This is a genomic window from Rhodococcus sp. NPDC059969 (assembly GCF_042738325.1).
Classification (GTDB): domain Bacteria; phylum Actinomycetota; class Actinomycetes; order Mycobacteriales; family Mycobacteriaceae; genus Rhodococcus_F.
This window is the reverse complement of the sequence record NZ_JBHWUF010000005.1, coordinates 324693-343487: the sequence shown is the minus strand read 5'-3', so window position 1 is coordinate 343487 and position 18795 is coordinate 324693. Positions and strand designations below refer to the sequence as shown.

General features: G+C 63.8%; 16 protein-coding genes. 13 read left to right on the top strand and 3 right to left on the bottom strand.

What is annotated here, in order from left to right; all coding sequences use genetic code 11:
- Positions 1-4: 4 nt before the first annotated feature.
- The 12 genes from ACFWAD_RS17465 to trmD all read left to right on the top strand — a co-directional run bounded on the left by ACFWAD_RS17465 (position 5) and on the right by trmD (position 14799).
- Positions 5-289 carry an acylphosphatase gene (locus ACFWAD_RS17465; protein WP_230812898.1) on the top strand — a complete coding sequence of 95 codons (285 nt, stop codon included), beginning with the start codon at positions 5-7 and terminating at the stop codon, positions 287-289.
- 26 nt (positions 290-315) lie between these two features.
- Positions 316-3903, top strand: a complete 3588-nt coding sequence (smc, locus tag ACFWAD_RS17460; protein ID WP_378545939.1) for a chromosome segregation protein SMC — start codon at positions 316-318, stop codon at positions 3901-3903.
- Between the two features lie 42 nt (positions 3904-3945).
- Complete coding sequence (ftsY, locus tag ACFWAD_RS17455) at positions 3946-5400, top strand: signal recognition particle-docking protein FtsY (RefSeq protein ID WP_378545936.1); 1455 nt, start codon at positions 3946-3948, stop codon at positions 5398-5400.
- A 247-nt stretch (positions 5401-5647) separates the two neighbouring features.
- Complete coding sequence (locus ACFWAD_RS17450) at positions 5648-6907, top strand: ammonium transporter (protein ID WP_042450902.1); 1260 nt, start codon at positions 5648-5650, stop codon at positions 6905-6907.
- A 56-nt stretch (positions 6908-6963) separates the two neighbouring features.
- Positions 6964-7302 (top strand): P-II family nitrogen regulator, encoded by a 339-nt coding sequence (locus ACFWAD_RS17445; RefSeq protein WP_003942772.1) that lies wholly within the window; start codon positions 6964-6966, stop codon positions 7300-7302.
- Positions 7292-9799: a [protein-PII] uridylyltransferase gene (locus ACFWAD_RS17440; protein ID WP_378449552.1), complete on the top strand. Its 2508-nt coding sequence runs from the start codon at positions 7292-7294 to the stop codon at positions 9797-9799. Before ACFWAD_RS17445 ends, ACFWAD_RS17440 begins: the two co-directional genes overlap by 11 nt.
- Positions 9800-9915: 116 nt before the next feature.
- A complete protein-coding gene (gene ffh / locus ACFWAD_RS17435) occupies positions 9916-11493 on the top strand; it encodes a signal recognition particle protein (RefSeq protein WP_230812905.1) in 1578 nt (525 codons plus the stop codon).
- 3 nt (positions 11494-11496) lie between these two features.
- Positions 11497-12579: an amidohydrolase family protein gene (locus ACFWAD_RS17430; RefSeq protein ID WP_378545933.1), complete on the top strand. Its 1083-nt coding sequence runs from the start codon at positions 11497-11499 to the stop codon at positions 12577-12579.
- A gap of 209 nt (positions 12580-12788) precedes the next feature.
- The gene (gene rpsP, locus ACFWAD_RS17425) at positions 12789-13259 is read left to right on the top strand and encodes a 30S ribosomal protein S16 (protein ID WP_003942818.1); all 471 of its coding nucleotides are present in this window, start codon (positions 12789-12791) and stop codon (positions 13257-13259) included.
- Complete coding sequence (locus ACFWAD_RS17420) at positions 13256-13498, top strand: RNA-binding protein (protein ID WP_003939023.1); 243 nt, start codon at positions 13256-13258, stop codon at positions 13496-13498. The genes rpsP and ACFWAD_RS17420 overlap by 4 nt, the downstream gene beginning before the upstream one ends.
- Before the next feature lie 14 nt (positions 13499-13512).
- Positions 13513-14085 carry a ribosome maturation factor RimM gene (gene rimM, locus ACFWAD_RS17415; RefSeq protein ID WP_378533801.1) on the top strand — a complete coding sequence of 191 codons (573 nt, stop codon included), beginning with the start codon at positions 13513-13515 and terminating at the stop codon, positions 14083-14085.
- 9 nt (positions 14086-14094) lie between these two features.
- Positions 14095-14799, top strand: coding sequence for a tRNA (guanosine(37)-N1)-methyltransferase TrmD (trmD, locus tag ACFWAD_RS17410; protein WP_230812909.1), 705 nt, complete (start codon positions 14095-14097; stop codon positions 14797-14799).
- On the opposite strand, the gene ACFWAD_RS17405 is transcribed toward trmD, so the two are convergent.
- The gene (locus ACFWAD_RS17405) at positions 14796-15371 is read right to left on the bottom strand and encodes a dihydrofolate reductase family protein (RefSeq protein ID WP_378545930.1); all 576 of its coding nucleotides are present in this window, start codon (positions 15369-15371) and stop codon (positions 14796-14798) included. The two genes, trmD and ACFWAD_RS17405, sit on opposite strands and share 4 nt — an antisense overlap.
- 68 nt (positions 15372-15439) lie before the next feature.
- Here ACFWAD_RS17405 and ACFWAD_RS17400 point away from each other — a divergent pair, with 68 nt between their 5' ends.
- Positions 15440-16018, top strand: a complete 579-nt coding sequence (locus ACFWAD_RS17400) for a TetR/AcrR family transcriptional regulator (protein ID WP_378545927.1) — start codon at positions 15440-15442, stop codon at positions 16016-16018.
- Positions 16019-16022: 4 nt separating this feature from the next.
- On the opposite strand, the gene ACFWAD_RS17395 is transcribed toward ACFWAD_RS17400, so the two are convergent.
- Positions 16023-16469: a GtrA family protein gene (locus ACFWAD_RS17395; protein WP_378545924.1), complete on the bottom strand. Its 447-nt coding sequence runs from the start codon at positions 16467-16469 to the stop codon at positions 16023-16025.
- The gene (locus ACFWAD_RS17390; RefSeq protein ID WP_378545921.1) at positions 16466-18664 is read right to left on the bottom strand and encodes a hypothetical protein; all 2199 of its coding nucleotides are present in this window, start codon (positions 18662-18664) and stop codon (positions 16466-16468) included. The genes ACFWAD_RS17395 and ACFWAD_RS17390 overlap by 4 nt, the downstream gene beginning before the upstream one ends.
- Between the last annotated feature and the right edge of the window lie 131 nt (positions 18665-18795).

The window sequence follows — 18795 nt, the reverse complement described above, 5'->3', positions numbered from 1 at the left end:
CGTCGTGGCTGAGACAGCGCCTGTGCGGTTGACGGCGTGGGTTCACGGATACGTTCAAGGCGTCGGATTTCGGTGGTGGACCAGGGCCCGCGCTCTCGAACTCGGGTTGATCGGATATGCGTCCAACCAGCGTGACGGTCGAGTGCTCGTCGTGGCGGAAGGCGAACGCACGCAACTCGAGCGATTGTTGGAGTTACTGCGCTCGGGGACTACCCCGGGCACGGTGGATCTTGTGGTCGACAGCTGGGACCCCGCCAGGGGCGACCTGACAGGGTTCGTCGAACGCTGACCGGTTTGGCGGTAAAGTTTCCCCCCATGCACCTCAAGAGTCTGACACTCAAGGGATTCAAATCCTTTGCGTCGGCAACGACTCTTCGGTTCGAGCCGGGGATCACCTGCGTCGTCGGCCCCAACGGCTCGGGTAAATCCAACGTCGTCGATGCGTTGACCTGGGTGATGGGCGAGCAGGGCGCCAAGGCCTTGCGCGGCGGCAAGATGGAAGACGTCATCTTTGCCGGGACCTCCGGTCGGGCGCCGCTGGGCCGCGCCGAGGTGACCCTGACCATCGACAACGCCGACGGCGCGCTCCCGATCGAGTACTCCGAGGTGTCGATCACGCGCCGGATGTTCCGCGACGGCGCGGGGGAGTACGAGATCAACGGCTCGTCCTGCCGTCTGATGGACGTCCAGGAACTGCTCAGCGACTCCGGTATCGGCCGCGAGATGCACGTCATCGTCGGGCAGGGACGGCTCGCCGCGATCCTCGAATCCCGGCCCGAAGATCGACGCGCCTTCATCGAAGAAGCCGCCGGAGTCCTCAAACATCGCCGCCGCAAGGAAAAAGCGGTCCGCAAGCTCGATTCCATGCAGGCCAATCTCGCTCGGCTCAGTGACCTCACCTCGGAACTGCGTCGGCAACTCAAACCGCTGGGACGCCAAGCCGAGGTTGCTCGGCGAGCGCAGACGGTGCAGGCCGACCTGCGTGATGCAAAGATGCGTCTGGCTGCTGACGATCTGGTGACCCGTCGAAACCAGTTGAACGACCAGGCGCAGGACGAGAAAGCGGCCCGTGAACAGCACAACCAGGTGGCGGCTGCGCTGGACGAGGCCAATCTCGAACTCGGGCGCCAGGAGCAAGCTCTCGCTCGTCTGACTCCGGGATCGGAAGCCGCTGCGCAGAGTTGGTTCCAGCTTTCCGCGCTTGCCGAACGCGTCAACGCCACCGTGCGCATCGCCCGCGAGCGTGCGCGTCATCTCGACTCCGAACCCGTCGGCAACCGAGGCCAGGACCCGGACGAGATGGAGGCGCGCGCCGAACGTCTTGCAGCCGAGGAAGCCGAACTCCTCGAAGGCGTCGAGATCGCGCGAGCGGCATCGGAAGCAGCTCGTGAGCAGCTGGCAGCCACGGAAGATGCTGCAGCAGAGGCGGAACGGGCGCACATGGCGGAAGTCCGCGCCGTCGCGGATCGGCGCGAAGGTCTCGCTCGACTCTCCGGTCAGGTCGACACTCTGCGTACCCGCGTCGAATCCGTCGACGCGGAAGTGTCTCGGCTGACCGAAGCGATCGACGAGGCTCGCCTGCGTGGGGATGCCGCACAGGCCGAGTTCGACACGGTGCAGGAAAGCATCGGGGATCTCGATGCCGGTGAAGTCGGCCTCGACACCAATCACGAACGCGCCATCGAAGCTCTCGAGATGATCGACGCGCGCGTCGAGGAACTTCGCGAGGAAGAAAAGACGAGCGGGCAACGTATCGCTTCGCTCCGTGCGCGCGTCGAGGCACTGTCGATGGGCTTGCAGCGCAAGGACGGTGGCGGTTGGCTGCTCGAACACCGACGCGACGACGGCATCACCTCGCTGGCCGGATTGATCCACGTCGAACCAGGTTACGAAGCCGCGATCGCCGCCGCGATGGGACCGGCAGCGGACGCCGTCGTGGCGCAGTCGCTGGACTCGGCTCGCTCGGCTGTTGCATCGCTGGCCGATCAGGACGGTGGGCGTGCATCACTGATCGTGAGCGGTGAACCGGCGATCAAGCGCGAGGCCGAGATCGCGCCGGGTAGTCGTCATGCCGTCGACGTCATCGACTGCCCTGACGAGTTGCGTGCCGGATTGACCGCCATCCTCGATGGCGTCGTCCTGGTCGAGACGCTCGATGACGCGATTCGAGTTGTTGCTGACCACAAGGGAATTCGTGCAGTGACGCGTTCCGGCGATCTGCACGGTCCGGGGTGGATGATCGGCGGCTCGGATCGGCAACCGAGCACGCTGGAGGTGCAGGCGGCGATCGACGCGTCCGCAGCGGAACTGGCGGTAACGGAGAGCCGATCCGAGGAACTCGACGCTGCGCTGTCCGGCGCCCTGGCCGAACAGGCCGCTCGACGCGAGACCGCGGAGCAGACTTTGGCCGCGCTCAACGAGTCGGACGCTGCCATGTCCGCCATCTACGAGCAGTTGGGCAGATTGGGGCAGGCAGCACGAGTCGCCCACGCGGAATCCGATCGTTTGACCGCCCAGCGAGTGCGTGCCGAGGAGGGCCGCGGGGAGTCGCTGACAAAGCTCGCGGTTCTGGAGGAACGACTCCGCGTTGCCGAAACCGACGGCAGTGCGCCGGGACACGGCGCAGAATCGACCGCTGCCGATCGTGAAATGGCCGCAGCAGCGCTGGCGGAAGTGCGCATCGTCGAAATGGATGCTCGCCTTGCCGTACGAACCGCCGAAGAACGTGCGGAATCCGTTCGCGGAAAGGCTGATTCGCTTCGCCGCGCCGCGGCCGCCGAACGAGAAGCGCGAATTCGCGCCGAACGGGCTCTGCGCGCCAGGGCGCACGCGGCAGAGGTTGCAGCTGCCGTCGCCGAATCGGGACAACGTGTGGCGGCCGAACTCGAGACCGTCGTCGCTGCGGCTCTTGCTCACCGCGACGAGTTGGCTCGGGCCCGCTCCGAGTGCACGGCCAAACTGGATCAGGTCCGCGAGATAGTCCGAGCACTGACCGGACAACTCGCCTCGCTCACCGACGCCGTCCATCGCGACGAGGTCGCCAAGGCTCAGGCGGCGATGCGCATCGAACAACTCGAGGAGTCGATCCTCGATCAGTACGGTATCGGCCTCGACGACCTGATCGCCGAGTACGGGCCCGACGTCGAACTGCCGCCGACGGCACTCGAAATCGAGGAGTACGAACAGGCGAAGGAGCGTGGAGAGCAGGTCACCGCGCCCGCTCCGCTTCCGTACGACCGAGCCACTCAGGAACGCCGAGCCAAGCGTGCAGAGAAAGACCTCGCCACCCTCGGCAAGGTCAATCCGCTCGCGCTCGAGGAATTTGCAGCACTCGAAGAGCGGTACACCTTCCTCTCCACTCAGCTCGAAGACGTCAAGACCGCTCGCAAGGACCTTCTTGCTGTGGTCGCAGACGTGGACGCGCGAATTCTGCAGGTATTCACCGAGGCGTACGCCGACGTCGAGCGTGAGTTCGTGGGAGTGTTCGAGAAATTGTTCCCCGGGGGAGAAGGGCGACTGGTCCTCACCGACCCCTCGGACATGCTCACTACCGGCATCGAAGTCGAGGCGCGTCCGCCCGGCAAGAAGGTCAAGCGGTTGTCGTTGCTGTCGGGCGGCGAGAAGTCGTTGACCGCGGTGGCCATGCTGGTCGCGATCTTCCGGGCTCGCCCTTCCCCGTTCTACGTCATGGACGAGGTCGAGGCGGCGTTGGACGACACCAACCTGCGGCGGCTGATCGGACTCTTCGAACAATTGCGGGAGAAGTCGCAGTTGATCGTGATCACCCACCAGAAACCGACCATGGAAATCGCCGACGCGTTGTACGGAGTCAGCATGCGCGGCGACGGAATCACCACAGTGATTTCGCAGCGACTTCGCGGTCAAGACATGGCCTCGACGTAAGCCCTGCTCACTTTCCGGGTCGGAGCCTGAAACAATGGGCCGGTGACTACCCAGGCTTGGATCATCATCGCGGCTGTAGCAGCCGTACTACTCGTCGTTCTCGTTGCCGGATTCCTGCGCTACCGCAAGGGGCAGGTGTCGCTGAAGGCGCCCGAGACGAAGCCGGAGCTCGGCGCCCCCGAGAAGGACAAGTCAGGCGGCTACAAGGCCGGCGGCGGGTTCAACTTCAGTCAGGGGTCCACGGCGACGGCGCCGCCTCCGGTGGTTCCGACACCTCCGGTCGCGGAGAAGCCGCCCGTTGTCGAAAAGCCGATAGTTGAAGAACCTGTCGTCGAAAAACCGGTTGTCGAGAAGCCGGCTGCTGCGGAACCGGCTGTCGAGGAACCTGTCGCTGAGAAGCCGGCCGTCGTCGAGGAACCGGTTGCCGAAGAGCCGGTAGTAGAAGAGCCGGTAGTAGAAGAGCAGGTAACCGAAAAGCCGGTTGTCGAAGAACCGGTTGTCGAACCTGTTGTCGTTCCCGAACCTGTAGTTGTACCCGAGCCTGTCGTGCCTGCACCGCGCGTGCTGGACGAGATCGACCCGACCGAGGGCCGGCTGGACCGTCTGCGCGGACGCCTCTCCCGCTCGCAGTCAGCGGTCGGCAAGAGCTTGCTCGGTCTGCTCGGTGGCGGCGATCTGGACGAGGATTCGTGGGAAGAAGTCGAGGACACCCTTCTGATCGCGGACCTCGGCTCCGCGACCACCGAGAAAGTCGTCACCAAGCTTCGTGAGCAGATGGCGGCCCGCAGTGTCCGCACCGAAGCTGACGCCCGCGCACTACTTCGCGAGGTGCTGATCGCCGAACTGCGTCCCGAACTGGACCGTTCCATTCGCGCACTGCCGCACGACGATCACCCGGCTGTTCTGCTCGTCGTCGGTGTCAACGGGACCGGCAAGACCACAACCACCGGCAAACTGGCTCGCGTGCTCGTCGCCGACGGTCGTCGCGTAGTGCTCGGTGCCGCGGACACGTTCCGCGCCGCCGCTGCCGATCAGCTCCAGACGTGGGCCGAACGTGTCGGCGCCGAAGTTGTCCGTGGCAAGGAGGGCGGCGATCCCGCTGCGATCGCGTTCGACGCGGTTTCTCGCGGCATTGCGGACGGCGTCGACGTGGTCCTCATCGACACCGCCGGCCGCCTGCACACCAAGACCGGTTTGATGGACGAACTCGGCAAGGTCAAGCGGGTCATCGAGAAGAAGGCGTCGGTCGACGACGTTCTGCTGGTTCTCGACGCGACGGTCGGCCAGAACGGACTCGCGCAGGCACGAGTGTTCGCGGAGGTCGTGGACATCACTGGCGTCGTGTTGACCAAGCTGGACGGAACCGCGAAGGGCGGAATCGTCTTCCAGGTTCAGCATGAACTGGGTGTGCCGGTGAAGTTGGTCGGTCTCGGTGAAGGCGCCGATGATCTGGCGCCGTTCGAGCCAGGTGCGTTCGTAGACGCCCTGCTGGGCTGACGCCCCCGTGCGCCTTTTTGGTAGTTCGAACTACCAAAAAGGCGCACAGGGTTCGTAGAACCCCCTGGCGAAACCTGTTTGCAACAAAGTTGGGCAATTGGTTCACGTCTGCGAAACGCGACAGCGCCATGGACGAAACACCAGCCCAGCACTCTTCTCCTTAACGACGTGCTGCCCGGCACGTGCGACTAGGAGGTAGTAAGTGAGTACCGACGATTTGTTGGCGAACTCCGGTAACGCCGCATGGATGCTGATGGCTGCATCTCTGGTCTTGCTGATGACACCCGGCCTCGCTTTCTTCTACGGCGGGATGTCTCGGTCCAAGTCCGTCCTGAACATGATGATGATGTCCTTCGGGGCCATGGCCGTCATCGGCGTCATCTACGTTCTGTGGGGATGGTCGATGTCCTACGGCACCGAGAACATCGGGGGCATTTTTGCCAACCCGTTCGAGTTCTTCGGCCTCAAGAACAGCATCACCGATGCTGACGGCAACTTCATCGCCGGCGCGTGGGGCTACCCCAACGTCATCGACATCGCGTTCCAGGTGACATTCGCGATCATCACAACCGCCCTCATCAGTGGCGCCCTGGCCGAGCGAGTCAAGTTCGGCACCTGGCTCCTGTTCTCGGGTATCTGGGTCACCGTCGTCTACTTCCCCCTCGCACACATGGTGTGGGGCGGCGGACTCCTCTCGGGCTCCGAGGACGGCATCGCGGCAAAGCTCTTCGGCACCACGGTCAACGACGACGGAGTCACCGTCGCCAACGTCGCTCCGATCGACTTCGCCGGTGGAACAGTCGTTCACATCAACGCCGGTATGGCCGGTCTGGTTCTCGCCCTCATCGTCGGCAAGCGTCTCGGCTTCGGCAAGACCGCCTTCCGTCCGCACAACCTGCCGTTCGTGATGCTCGGCGCCGCACTGCTCTGGTTCGGTTGGTTCGGCTTCAACGCCGGCTCGGCATTCGCCGCCGACGGTAACGCCGGTCTCGCTTGGGTCAACACGACCACCGCGACGTGTGCTGCAGTCCTGGCGTGGCTCGCCACCGAGCGTATTCGTGACGGTCACGCCACCAGCCTCGGCGCAGCATCCGGTGCGGTTGCCGGTCTGGTCGCCATCACGCCGGCTGCCGGGGCGCTCAACCCGGTCGGTTCCATCTTCCTGGGCGCTGTCGCCGGCATCCTGTCTGCTCTCGCAGTCGGCCTGAAGTTCCGCTTCGGCTTCGACGACTCGCTCGACGTCGTCGGTGTTCACCTCGTCTCCGGCTTGTGGGGCACGATCGGTATCGGATTCTTCGGCACCGCAACCGGCCTCTTCTACGGCGGCGACTACAAGCAACTGGTGGTTCAGATCGTGATCGCACTCGCAGCACTCGTCTTCACCGGCGTTCTGACGACGATTATCGGCTTCGCACTCAAGCCCCTGGGCTGGCGAATCTCGGCCGAAGACGAGGCACGCGGCATCGACGAGACCGAACACGCAGAGACCGCATACGACCTCGCGTGATCAGCACGTGATTAAAGTGAATTCAGGCACTTCAGAGTTGGGAAAGGGATGAGCACATGAAGCTGATCACAGCAATCGTCAAGCCGTTCACGCTCGAGGACGTCAAGACCGGACTCGAGCAGGCCGGAGTGCTGGGTATGACAGTCAGCGAAGTTCAGGGCTACGGCCGACAGAAGGGCCACACCGAGGTGTACCGAGGCGCGGAGTACTCCGTGGACTTCGTACCCAAGGTTCGGGTCGAGGTCGTCGTCGACGACGCGGCCGTGGACAAGGTCGTCGAGGTGATCGTCGAGGCCGCTCGCACCGGCAAGATCGGTGACGGCAAGGTGTGGGTCTCGCCCGTCGAGTCGGTCATCCGGGTTCGTACCGGGGAACGCGGTGGCGATGCACTCTGACCCGAAAGGGTCCGAGAACTTCGGCCCTGGTTCCGTCGCGAAAGCGACGGGGCCAGGGCCGGTCTCGTCAGGGGGATCCGACGAAGCTGCGGACCTGGCCCGCGCACGCAAGGCCCTACTCACCGGAGGCGTCAAGAACAGGAGGCTCGACGCCCCGTCACTGCGACATGCACTGGTCGATCTGCACGAATTCTGGTTGACCACCAAGGGGACCGAACTGGGCATCAAACCGGATTGTGGGTTCGCCATCGTCGCCGTGGGTGGTCTGGGCCGACGCGAACTGTTGCCGTATTCCGACCTCGATCTGATTTTGCTGCACGACGACATGGACCCGGCAGTCGTCTCCCACGTTGCGGACAGCCTGTGGTACCCGCTGTGGGACGCGCACATCAAACTCGACCACAGCGTGCGGACGCTTCCGCAGGCGCTCCAGGTTGCGGCCACCGACATGACAGCGGCGCTCGGAATGCTCGAAGCGCGCCACATTGCCGGCGACGTGGAACTGAGCAACCTGTTGATCAGTGGTGTCCGTCGACAGTGGCGCATGGACATCCGCAGCCGGTTCGACGAGTTGATCACCCAGACTCGTACGAGGTGGGAGCGCAGCGGCGAGATCGCCCATCGCGCCGAACCGGACCTCAAGAGCGGCCGCGGGGGGTTGCGTGACGTGCAGTTGCTCAACGCCCTGTCCATCGCCCAGTTGACCGACGGGATGCCAGGACTCGGACCCAACTCGCCCGGCGGCGGTCTGGCACTTGCGCACAGGCGGTTGCTCGACGTGCGCACCGAACTTCATCGCGTTGCCGGTCGCGCCCGCGATCAACTGCGAGCACAGGACGCCGACGAAATCGGTGCGGCGCTGCGGATCGGGGACCGATTCGATCTTGCGCGCCTCCTCAGTGAATCGGCGCGCACCATCAGCTATTCGGTGGACGTCGGTATCCGTACCGCCGGAAACTCCTTGCCCAGGCGCGGTTTGTCTCGGCTGCGTCGTGCGCCGGTGCGGCGGCCCCTGGACGAGGGCGTCGTCGAGCACGCGGGTGAGGTTGTTCTGGCGCGCGACGCCAGGCCGAAGAAGGACCCCGGTCTGGTGATGCGGGTGGCGGCAGCAGCAGCCACCAACGGCATGCCGATCTCTGCGTCGACGCTCAATCGCCTGGCCGACAATGCCCCCGAACTACGTGAACCGTGGCCGAAGAACGCGGTCAACGATCTTCTTGTCGTGCTCGGTTCAGGCTCGCGTGCGGTTCCGGTGATCGAGGCGATGGACCGGACCGGGCTCTGGGGTCGACTCCTGCCGGAGTGGGGAACCATTCGCGATCTTCCGCCGCGCGACGCCGTTCACACGTGGACGGTCGATCGCCACCTGGTCGAAACTGCCGCCTATGCAAGCGGATTCACCACGCGCGTTGCCCGGCCGGATCTGCTCATGCTCGGTGCGTTGATCCACGACATCGGCAAGGGTCGAGGGGGAGATCACAGCGTCGTCGGTGCCGAACTGGCCACCGCGATCGGAAATCGATTGGGACTCTGGCCTTCCGACGTCGCGACGTTGACGGCGATGGTGCGCTATCACCTGCTGTTGCCGGAAACCGCGACCCGTCGCGACCTCGACGATCCGGCAACGGTGCAGCGAGTGGTCGACGCACTCGAGGGAGACGGGACCCTTCTCGATCTCCTGCATTCGTTGGCGGAAGCGGATTCCCTGGCCACCGGGCCTGGTGTCTGGGGCGACTGGAAATCGTCGTTGATCGGTGAGCTCGTGCGTCGTTGCCGATTGCTGATGGCGGGGGAGGAGCTCCCGCAACCAGATCCACTCGCACCCGAGCAGTTGGCCATCGCCGAGGACGGCGGGGTTCACGTCTCGCTCGTTCCGGCCGAGAATCCGCACACCTACGTCGTGACGGTCATCGCGCCCGACGCACCCGGGTTGTTGTCTCGGGCTGCCGGGGTTCTGGCGCTGCAGTCTTTGCGGGTGCATTCCGCTTCGCTGGGGTCGCATGCGGGTTCGGCGGTCAACTCGTTTGTCGTGACGCCGAGGTTCGGTACACCGCCGCAAGCGGTGTTGCTGCGACAGGAACTGATCCGAGCGTCCGCCGGTGAGCTGAATCTGCTCGAACTTCTCGACGCAAAGGACGAAGAGGCGCGGGCGGAGCAGTGGGACGACCCGATCCAGACCAACAAGGATTCGGCGGTTCCGGTGCTCTATTCGCAGGCGCCGCCGCGGGTCATCTGGTTCGACGCGCCCGGCGACGGTCACGCGATCCTCGAATTGCGCACCGAGGACCGCGTCGGCCTGCTCTGCCGACTGGCCGCAGCACTCGAACACAGTGGTGCCGATATCCGGTGGGCAAAGGTCGCGACGTTGGGTTCTTCGGTGGTCGACGCGTTCTGCCTCGACTTCGGTGAGGCAGACACCCGCGCGGCCAGAGAGCGTGTGGAAGAGGCGGTGCTCGCGGTGGTTCCGGTGCCTCAACCCAAGAAGAAAGAGGATTGACGGACCTGGTTTCGGCGGTTACGCCCGCATCGGCTGGGATCGGTGCGGGCGTAGCGGCTAGGCTGGTGCCCGAGAATATCCACGGCTAACTCGCACGACCTTCAGGAGCGCACTCGGTGTTCGAATCCCTTTCCGACAGATTGACCGGATCTCTCAAGGATCTGCGTGGCAAGGGTCGTCTGTCCGGCGCCGACATCGACGCTACGGCCCGCGAGATCCGCCTTGCCCTGCTCGAGGCCGACGTCGCACTTCCCGTAGTGCGCAGTTTCATCGCCAAGGTCAAGGAACGAGCCAAGGGCGCCGAGGTCTCGGGTGCACTCAACCCGGCTCAGCAGGTCGTCAAGATCGTCAACGAAGAGCTGGTCGAGGTTCTCGGCGGCGAAACCCGTCGACTCCAGTTCGCCAAGACTCCGCCGACGGTCATCATGTTGGCCGGTCTGCAGGGTTCCGGTAAGACCACGCTGGCCGGAAAGTTGGCCAAATGGCTCAAGGATCAGGGGCACACGCCGCTCCTCGTCGCCTGTGACCTTCAGCGTCCGGGCGCCGTCACTCAGCTTCAGATCGTCGGTGAGCGCGCGGGCGCTGCAGTCTTCGCTCCGCATCCCGGCACCTCCATCGGCGGCGGCGAGAACGCCCTCGGTGTGTCCGCTGCCGACCCCGTCGAGGTCGCCCGCGCCGGCGTCGAGGAAGCACGCAACAAGCATTACGACGTCGTGATCGTCGATACCGCCGGTCGTCTCGGCATCGACTCGGAGCTGATGGCGCAGGCCGCCGGCATCCGTGACGCCGTCAACCCGGACGAGACCATCTTCGTTCTCGACGCCATGATCGGTCAGGACGCGGTCAGTACCGCCGACGCTTTCCGTGAGGGAGTCGGCATCACCGGCGTCGTCCTCACCAAGCTCGACGGCGACGCCCGCGGTGGCGCCGCACTGAGCGTCCGCGAGGTCACCGGTCAGCCGATCCTCTTCGCCTCCACCGGCGAGAAGCTCGAAGACTTCGACGTCTTCCACCCCGATCGCATGGCCAGCCGGATCCTCGGCATGGGCGACGTCCTGAGCCTCATCGAGCAGGCCGAGCAGGTTTTCGACGCCGATCAGGCCGAAGCCACCGCAGCCAAGATCGGTTCCGGACAGCTCACCCTCGAAGACTTCCTCGATCAGATGATGGCCGTCCGCAAGATGGGCCCGATCGGCAACCTGCTCGGCATGCTGCCGGGTGCAGGCGGCATGAAGGACGCGCTTGCCAACGTCGACGAGAAGCAACTCGATCGCATTCAGGCAATCATCCGCGGTATGACGCCGGCCGAGCGTGACGATCCGAAGATCATCAACGCCTCACGCCGACTGCGCATCGCGAACGGTTCGGGCGTCAAGGTTTCCGACGTCAACCAGTTGGTGGATCGCTTCTTCGAAGCCCGCAAGATGATGGCTGCCATGGCCGGCCGTATGGGCATGCCCGGCGCCCGCAAGCAGGTTCGCAGTAAGAAGGGCAAGAAGGGCAAGAAGGGCGGCAAGGGTCCGACGCAGCCCAAGATGCGCGGAGGATTCCCCGGCATGGGCGGGTTCCCGGGTATGCCCGGCGGAATGCCGGCCGGAATGCCCGACCTGTCGAACATGCCCAAGGGTCTCGATCAGTTGCCGCCCGGACTGGAAGGCATCGATCTCTCCCAGCTCAAGCTGCCCAAGAAGTAGTCGGTGACTGCGCTTCATCTTCGGGGTATCGGTCTGCCCGATGCCCGGCCGATCGAATTGTGGATCGTCGACGGGCTGATTTCTTTCGAGCCGGTGTCCGGTGCGGAGGCGATCGTCGAATCGGGTTGGATCACACCGGGTCTCGTGGATGCGCACTGTCACGTCGGTATCCGTTACGGCGGTGGCGGCGGCGAAACCGTCGACGGCTTGCTGGGGCAGGCGCAGACCGAACGTGACGCGGGCGTGCTGTTGCTTCGCGACGCAGGATCACCGGTCGACACCAGGTTCATCGACGAGCACCTCGATTTGCCGCGGATCATTCGCGCAGGTCAGCACATCGCGGCACCCAAGCGATACATCCCGGGCCTGCCGGTCGATCTGGACGACGAATCTCAGTTGCCGGCCGAAGTCGTACGGCAGGCACGCGCCGGTGACGGTTGGGTCAAGCTCGTCGGGGACTGGATCGATCGTTCCATCGGCGACCTCGCCCCGTTGTGGAGTGACGAGATTCTGGTCGAGGCCATCGCCGCCGCTCATGCCGAAGGCGCACGGGTCACCGCTCACGTTTTTGCCGAAGATGCTCTACCCGGACTGATCAACGCCGGTATCGACTGCATCGAGCACGGGACCGGATTGACGGACGCGACCATCGAATCGATGGTCGCTCACGGCACAGCCCTGGTTCCGACGCTGATCAACATCGCTACTTTCCCCGAGATCGCGGACTCTGCCACGCGGTATCCAACCTACGCAGCGCACATGCGGGATCTGCACGCTCGTCGACACCAGACCATCGGTGCCGCTCACGACGCGGGGATTCCGATCTATGCCGGAACGGATGCCGGTGGTTCGATCAGGCATGGGCGGATCGCCGACGAGGTGGCCGAACTCCAGTTTGCCGGTCTGACGGCGCACCAGGCGCTGGGTGCAGCCTGCTGGGACGCACGGAGTTGGTTGGGCGCTCAGGGCATCGAAGAAGGAGCGCCCGCCGACCTGGTGGTGTACGCCGAAGATCCGCGCGGAAACCCCGCTGTGCTCGCGAAGCCGACGCGTGTGATCCTGCGCGGCACCCCCGTGAGTGGTTAGGGAGTCCCTGCACTCCCCGGACGCGCACAGGGTGGTTTCCGAACGAGCCCACCCATCTGGCACAATGGACCATTGTTCGTCGCAACCGGTTACGTACCGCTGCGACGGTCACAGGATAGAGGCAAAACCGGGCTCACAAATCGTGTGGGTCGCTGAATTGCACGTGACATGCGCAGCACTGTTGTGCGCGCTGAAGGAGAACTGCAGCTGTGGCTGTCAAAATCAAGCTCACCCGCCTCGGCAAGATCCGCAACGCTCAGTACCGCGTTGTCATCGCCGACTCGCGCACCCGTCGTGACGGCCGTGCGATCGAGACCATCGGCAAGTACCACCCCAAGGAAGAGCCCTCGCTGATCGACATCGATTCCGAGCGCGCTCAGTACTGGCTGTCCGTGGGCGCACAGCCCACCGAGCCCGTCGAGGCACTCCTCAAGATCACCGGTGACTGGCAGAAGTTCAAGGGCCTGCCGGGCACCGAAGGCACCCTGCGTGTCAAGGAAGCCAAGCCCACCAAGCTCGAGCTCTTCCAGGCTGCACTCGCGCAGGCCGAGAACGAGCCGGTTGCTGAAGCAATCACCCCCAAGAAGAAGAAGGCTGCAAAGGCTGACGAGGCCAAGGCAGAAGACACCGCGGCTGACGCCGAGGCTCCCGCTGCAGACGCCGAGGCTGCTGACAAGTGAGTGCCGTCGTCGCTGATGCGGTAGAGCATCTCGTGCGTGGCATCGTCGCCAATCCCGACGATGTTCGTGTCGAGCTGATCACCGGACGTCGGGGACGGACCGTCGAGGTGCACGTGCACCCCGACGATCTCGGCAAGGTCATCGGTCGGGGTGGTCGCACGGCGACCGCTCTGCGGACCTTGGTCTCCGGCATCGGTGGCCGCGGTATCCGTGTCGATGTCGTCGACACCGATCAGTAGACGGCAGTAAACAGGTGGAACTCGTAGTCGGTCGTGTCGCGAAGTCGCATGGCATCAAAGGTGAATTGGTTGTCGAGGTTCGTACAGACGAGCCCGAAGATCGTTTTGCCGTAGGTTCCGTGCTGCGTGGGCGTAAGCCGCGCGAGTCCACACTGAAGTCGTACACAGTGGAAGCCGCCCGGGATCATTCCGGGCGGCTTCTGCTGCGCCTCGAAGGTGTCAGTGACCGTGGCGACGCAGATGCGTTGCGCGGCACACTGTTTGTGATCGACAGTTCCGAACTCGAGCCTTCGGATGATCCGGACGAGTTCTACGATCACGAACTCGAAGGACTGAAGGTCGTCCTCACGGACGGCACCGAGGTCGGTTCGGTCATCGAGGTATTGCATTCCGCCGCAGGCGAATTGCTTTCGATTCGCCGCGCCGGTGAGACGTCGGGTGAATTGCTGATCCCGTTTGTCGCAGCCATCGTCACCTCGGTGTCGATCGCCGACGGCGTCGTGGTGATCGAGCCCCCCGAGGGACTGCTCGACCCGGACTTCGGTGACAAGTCGAACAGCGACAATTCGAACGCCGACAGCGACTGATCGCTCGTCATGCGTCTCGATGTAGTCACCATCTTTCCCGAGTATCTCGAACCGCTTCGTGCTGCCTTGCTGGGCAAGGCAATCGAACGTGGCTTGATCTCGGTCGACGTCCACGATCTGCGGTCGTGGACCCATGACGTGCACAAAGCCGTCGACGATTCTCCGTACGGCGGCGGACCAGGCATGGTCATGAAACCGACCGTCTGGGGCCCGGCCCTGGACGACGTGATCGGACGAGCAGATACTGACGGCCCGGATGACGCCGAGACGATTCTGGTGGTGCCCACTCCTGCCGGCGTCCCGTTCACTCAGGCGACCGCGCACCGCTGGTCTACCGCAAAGCATCTTGTCTTCGCCTGCGGCCGATACGAAGGAATCGATCAACGAGTTTTCGACGACGCAGCCAAGCGGGTTCGCGTCGAAGAAGTCAGCATCGGCGACTACGTGCTGATCGGCGGTGAAGCTGCCGTGCTGGTGATGGTCGAGGCTGTTGTTCGACTGATGCCCGGTGTTCTCGGCAATCAGCTTTCACACCAAGAAGATTCGTTTTCCGACGGACTCCTCGAAGGACCCAGTTACACGCGTCCGGCCGTGTGGCGCGACCTCGAGGTCCCTCCTGTTCTGCTGTCCGGTGATCACGCAAAGATCAAGGCTTGGCGCCATGAGCAGTCGCTGCAGCGCACGGCCGAGCGTCGACCGGACCTGCTCCCTTAGGTATTTCGCTTCAACCAGGTGATGCTCGCGCCGTCACTCAGCGATTCGGTTGCAGTCGGTGTGAACGGTGTCGGCTCGAAGTTGCCTCTGATCATCGGTATGCCCGCGCCTGCGACAAGCGGATACCTCTTGACGACCAATTCGTCGATCTCCGGTAGCAGTTCGCCGGCGAGAGTTCCGCCGCCGCAGAGCCAGATATCTTGTCCTTCCTCCTCTTTGAGAGATTTGACCAGCGCCAGGGGATCAGCGCGGACGAGGGTGATCGCGGGATCCTCGGTGTCGGGGAGGGTGGTGGAGACGACGAACTGGCGCAGATGTGCGAACGGACTGCTCACCCCGGCGGACAGCCCGGGCTCGTAGGAACCGCGACCCATGATGACGGTGTCGAAGACCTTGTTGGGTACGCCCTCCACTCCGAGGGAAGACCGCACGTGCGTTGGCACGGTGTCGGGATACCGATCGCATATCCAGGCCGTGATCTGTTCGGATACCGGGTAGAAGTCGAATTCGCCGCCGGGTCCCGCGATGTAGCCGTCGAGCGATGCTCCTACGTAGTACACAAGCTTTCGCATGAAATGCTCCGTTCGTAGTACTCTGTTTGTAGTGGTTTAACCTAGGTTCGTGTCTGGAGTGATGTCAAGTGCGAAAGAACCCGGAACGTCGGCTTGCCCTGATCGACGCGGCAATCGAGGTGTTGGCGCGAGAGGGCGCTCGAGGCTTGACCTTTCGAGCCGTCGACAGTCAGGCAGCTGTGCCGAACGGGACTGCGTCGAACTACTTTTCCAATCGCGACGACCTACTGACACAAGCCGGTGGCCGGATCTACGAGCGACTGATTCCGGACGACCTCGAGGGACTGATCGATCCCGTCAACGGCACCGATCGTGAGCGTCTGGTGACGCTCATGCTCGAAGTGGTCGAGCGGGTCACCTCGTTCGGGACAGGTTTCCTTGCGCTCATGGAGTTGCGACTGGAGGCGACGCGTCGACCGGACCTGCGTGCGGTACTGACCGTCCGCATCCGAGAAGATTTCGATCTGAACGTAGCCAATCATCTGGCGTCGGGCGTGCCCGGTGATGCGATGACCGTTCGCCTGCTCTACATGTCGTTGAACTGGCTCGCTCTGGATCGACTCACATTGCCGAACCTGTTCGGAGAGGAAGACATTCGAGCGATCGTCGAGGCGGCAGTGGATCGCGCGTTACCCCGCGAGTCGTAGAAGGTCAGTGCCGTTCGGTTGGTTTGCGGCGGAACGAGAAGTATCGATGACCGAAGAAACTCACACCGGCAACGATCAGCATGACAACAGCCTGAGCGGGGAGCGGCGGGGCGTGCAGAATCGACACTGCGAGTGTTCCGAGAATCAGATTCAGCACGAGGCCACCGGAATTGACGACGATGAACGCGCCCAGATCGCGAGCAACATGTCCGCGAACGCGGAATACGAGAGTCCGATGCAGAACAAAAGCGATGAGGACGCTGATGGAGTACGCGCCGATCACGGCCACCTGATACAGATTCTTGTTGTCGAGGATCAACGACCACATCACGAAGAGCACGTAGCCGATCGCCGTATTGGCAACTCCGACAATGGCAAACGCAATGGGTTGATGCTTGACCACCCGCAGCAGTGGGCCGGGGTTCTCGGTTGATGTGACGTCTTCGGTCATGAAGACTCGGTGTGCACGTCGCTGATCCGGTCCTTGCGTCGCGTGCGCAGATACATCCATTCGAGCACCCCGAGTCCGAGGACTCCGGCGACCATCGAAGCGCCGCCGACCTTCCATCCCGGGGGACGCCACGTCAGGACAAGTTCCGCGTCTTTCGTACCGGCTGGAACGTCCACGGTGACAAAGGACTTCGCGACGACGTCGATCGGGACAGGCTGACCGTCGATGCTCGCCCGATATCCGGGCCAGCCGAGCCGTGCGAACACAACCTTACCGCCGGTCTCCGAACTGACACGAAGGGTGCTCGACATGTTCGATTCCCCGGTCGAAACAGCCTCGACACCTTGGGCGTCGGCGATGCGTCCGTTGCGTGTCGAGACGGGGCCGTCGACGCGTTCGAGTACCGAGATGTAGTTCTCGTGTCCGGGGTAGTCGACCCATTTCCATCCGTCGGGAGCCGGGTTCTTGCGTGCATCGGGATAGAGGGCGTTTTGCAGTACGACGCGGTCCACGTTCATCAGATCGACGATGGTGCGGCCAGTGGTGGGTTCGACGGTGAATGCGCGTCGGAAGGCGTCGGGGCAGACACTCATGTCCCAGCGCATGCAAAGCAGGTCACCGAAGTAGAAGTGCCCGTTGGGGGTGTAGCCGCTGGTGTAGGTCAGTTCGAGGTCTTTGGGGTAGTTGCCGAAGGCCAGGGAACCGTACGCTCCGTCGAGTGTTCGCTCGCCGGGGCCGATGAGCGCGCGGTCGCCCAGTTGTAGTGTCGTGCCTTCGAAGTCGGGGAAGGCTTCCTTCATCTCCGAGCGGGATTCGGGCAGGTTCCAGCTCATCGGGGTCGGTTGTGCTGCTCGAACCTGGGCATAAGCGATGGGGGAGACCGCGACGATCGCTACGAGGCATGCGAACGCAGTGCCCTTGGTACGGCCGAGCCACACCGTCGCGGCGCCGAGGGCAACGACGGCGACGGCTGAGATCACATGCCATTTCGCGAGCCCCGGGGCTGCCGAGGCGGACCGAATCAGCAGCAGGCCCACGAGGATTCCCGCCGCAACGCAGCGCCCGCGCAACTTGTCGGTCGTGGCGTAACGCCCGAGCAGGATGCACACCAGAAGCAGAAGGCCGATGGCCACCATCGGAAGCACGCGTGCGGGCCACCGCAGCGGGCCGATCGTGCTCGGCCCGGCAGTCCACATGAGGACGGCGACGGTGAAGATCCCGACGGCGGTCAATTCGCGTGCCGCGGCGCGTGCCTTGCCCCAGTCGATGAACGCCAGGGCCGGAATGAGGAACCAGGCGATGTAGACCATGGGCATGGTCTGGATGTATCCCCACCACGAGGTGAACGCAGGCATGGTGCTCGGCAGGCTCGCGTTCAGCGATTCCGACCACGGAACGGCAAGGAATGCGTCGTTCTTGACCTCGGATGCACCGCGCCAGGTGACGTCGGCGGTGAGCAGGCTCGGCAGATACGTCGCGAGCCCGGCCAGAGCCGCACATGCGGACACCGCCAGAAGCCGCAGCGACGGTAGCCAACGCCGCTGATAGACAACTTCGCCGATTGCGACCGCGCCGATCATCAAGCCGGATTCGACTGCGGGGAAAACATATTGGACCGACATCGCGAGATACAAGAACACGAAGGTCGGGATCGGACCGCTCTTACCTCGGGCATAGCGGATTGCCGACGCCCACGCCTGAACCATCCATGCAGTGCCGGTGAAGGCAGTCATCCAACTGGCCGAGTCGAAGAACAGCAGGAAACCGGTGAACGGAATCGAGACGCCGGCGACCGCAGCCCACGTGGGCTTCGAACCGTACTCGAGACAGATCCGATAGACGCCCAGCGCAAGAATGATCGCGAAGATCAACTTCACGATCGTCGCGTACAACGCCAAGTTGTCGAAGGACGGTGCGATCAGGTCGATCAGGAGTTGCGGTGGATTGAGAAGGCCCGCTTCCTCGATCGCGTAGTTGCCCGCCATCCAGTTCTCGGGGACGAGTACCGGGAGGTGTCCTTCTCGCAGACTGCGGCCGAGCATGACCCACAGCGGTGCGTACTGGGACTCGGTGTCGTCCGTGTAGAAGTGACGAGCATTCGCGAGCACCACGGCCAGGTAACCGGCGATGACACCGACCGCCGTGACGGCGCCCCACTTGTACACATCGGCCCGGGCGAGAGTGCGAGTTTCCACCACGAGTTCCAGACCTTAACAGGGCAGGTCGGGCGTACGGAGACGCGAGCGCGTCACGCGCCGCCGGCATCCGAAGTCAAGACATCTTTGCGTGTTAAAGTTCGCGACGGTGTGGGCCCGATCGTGCCTGT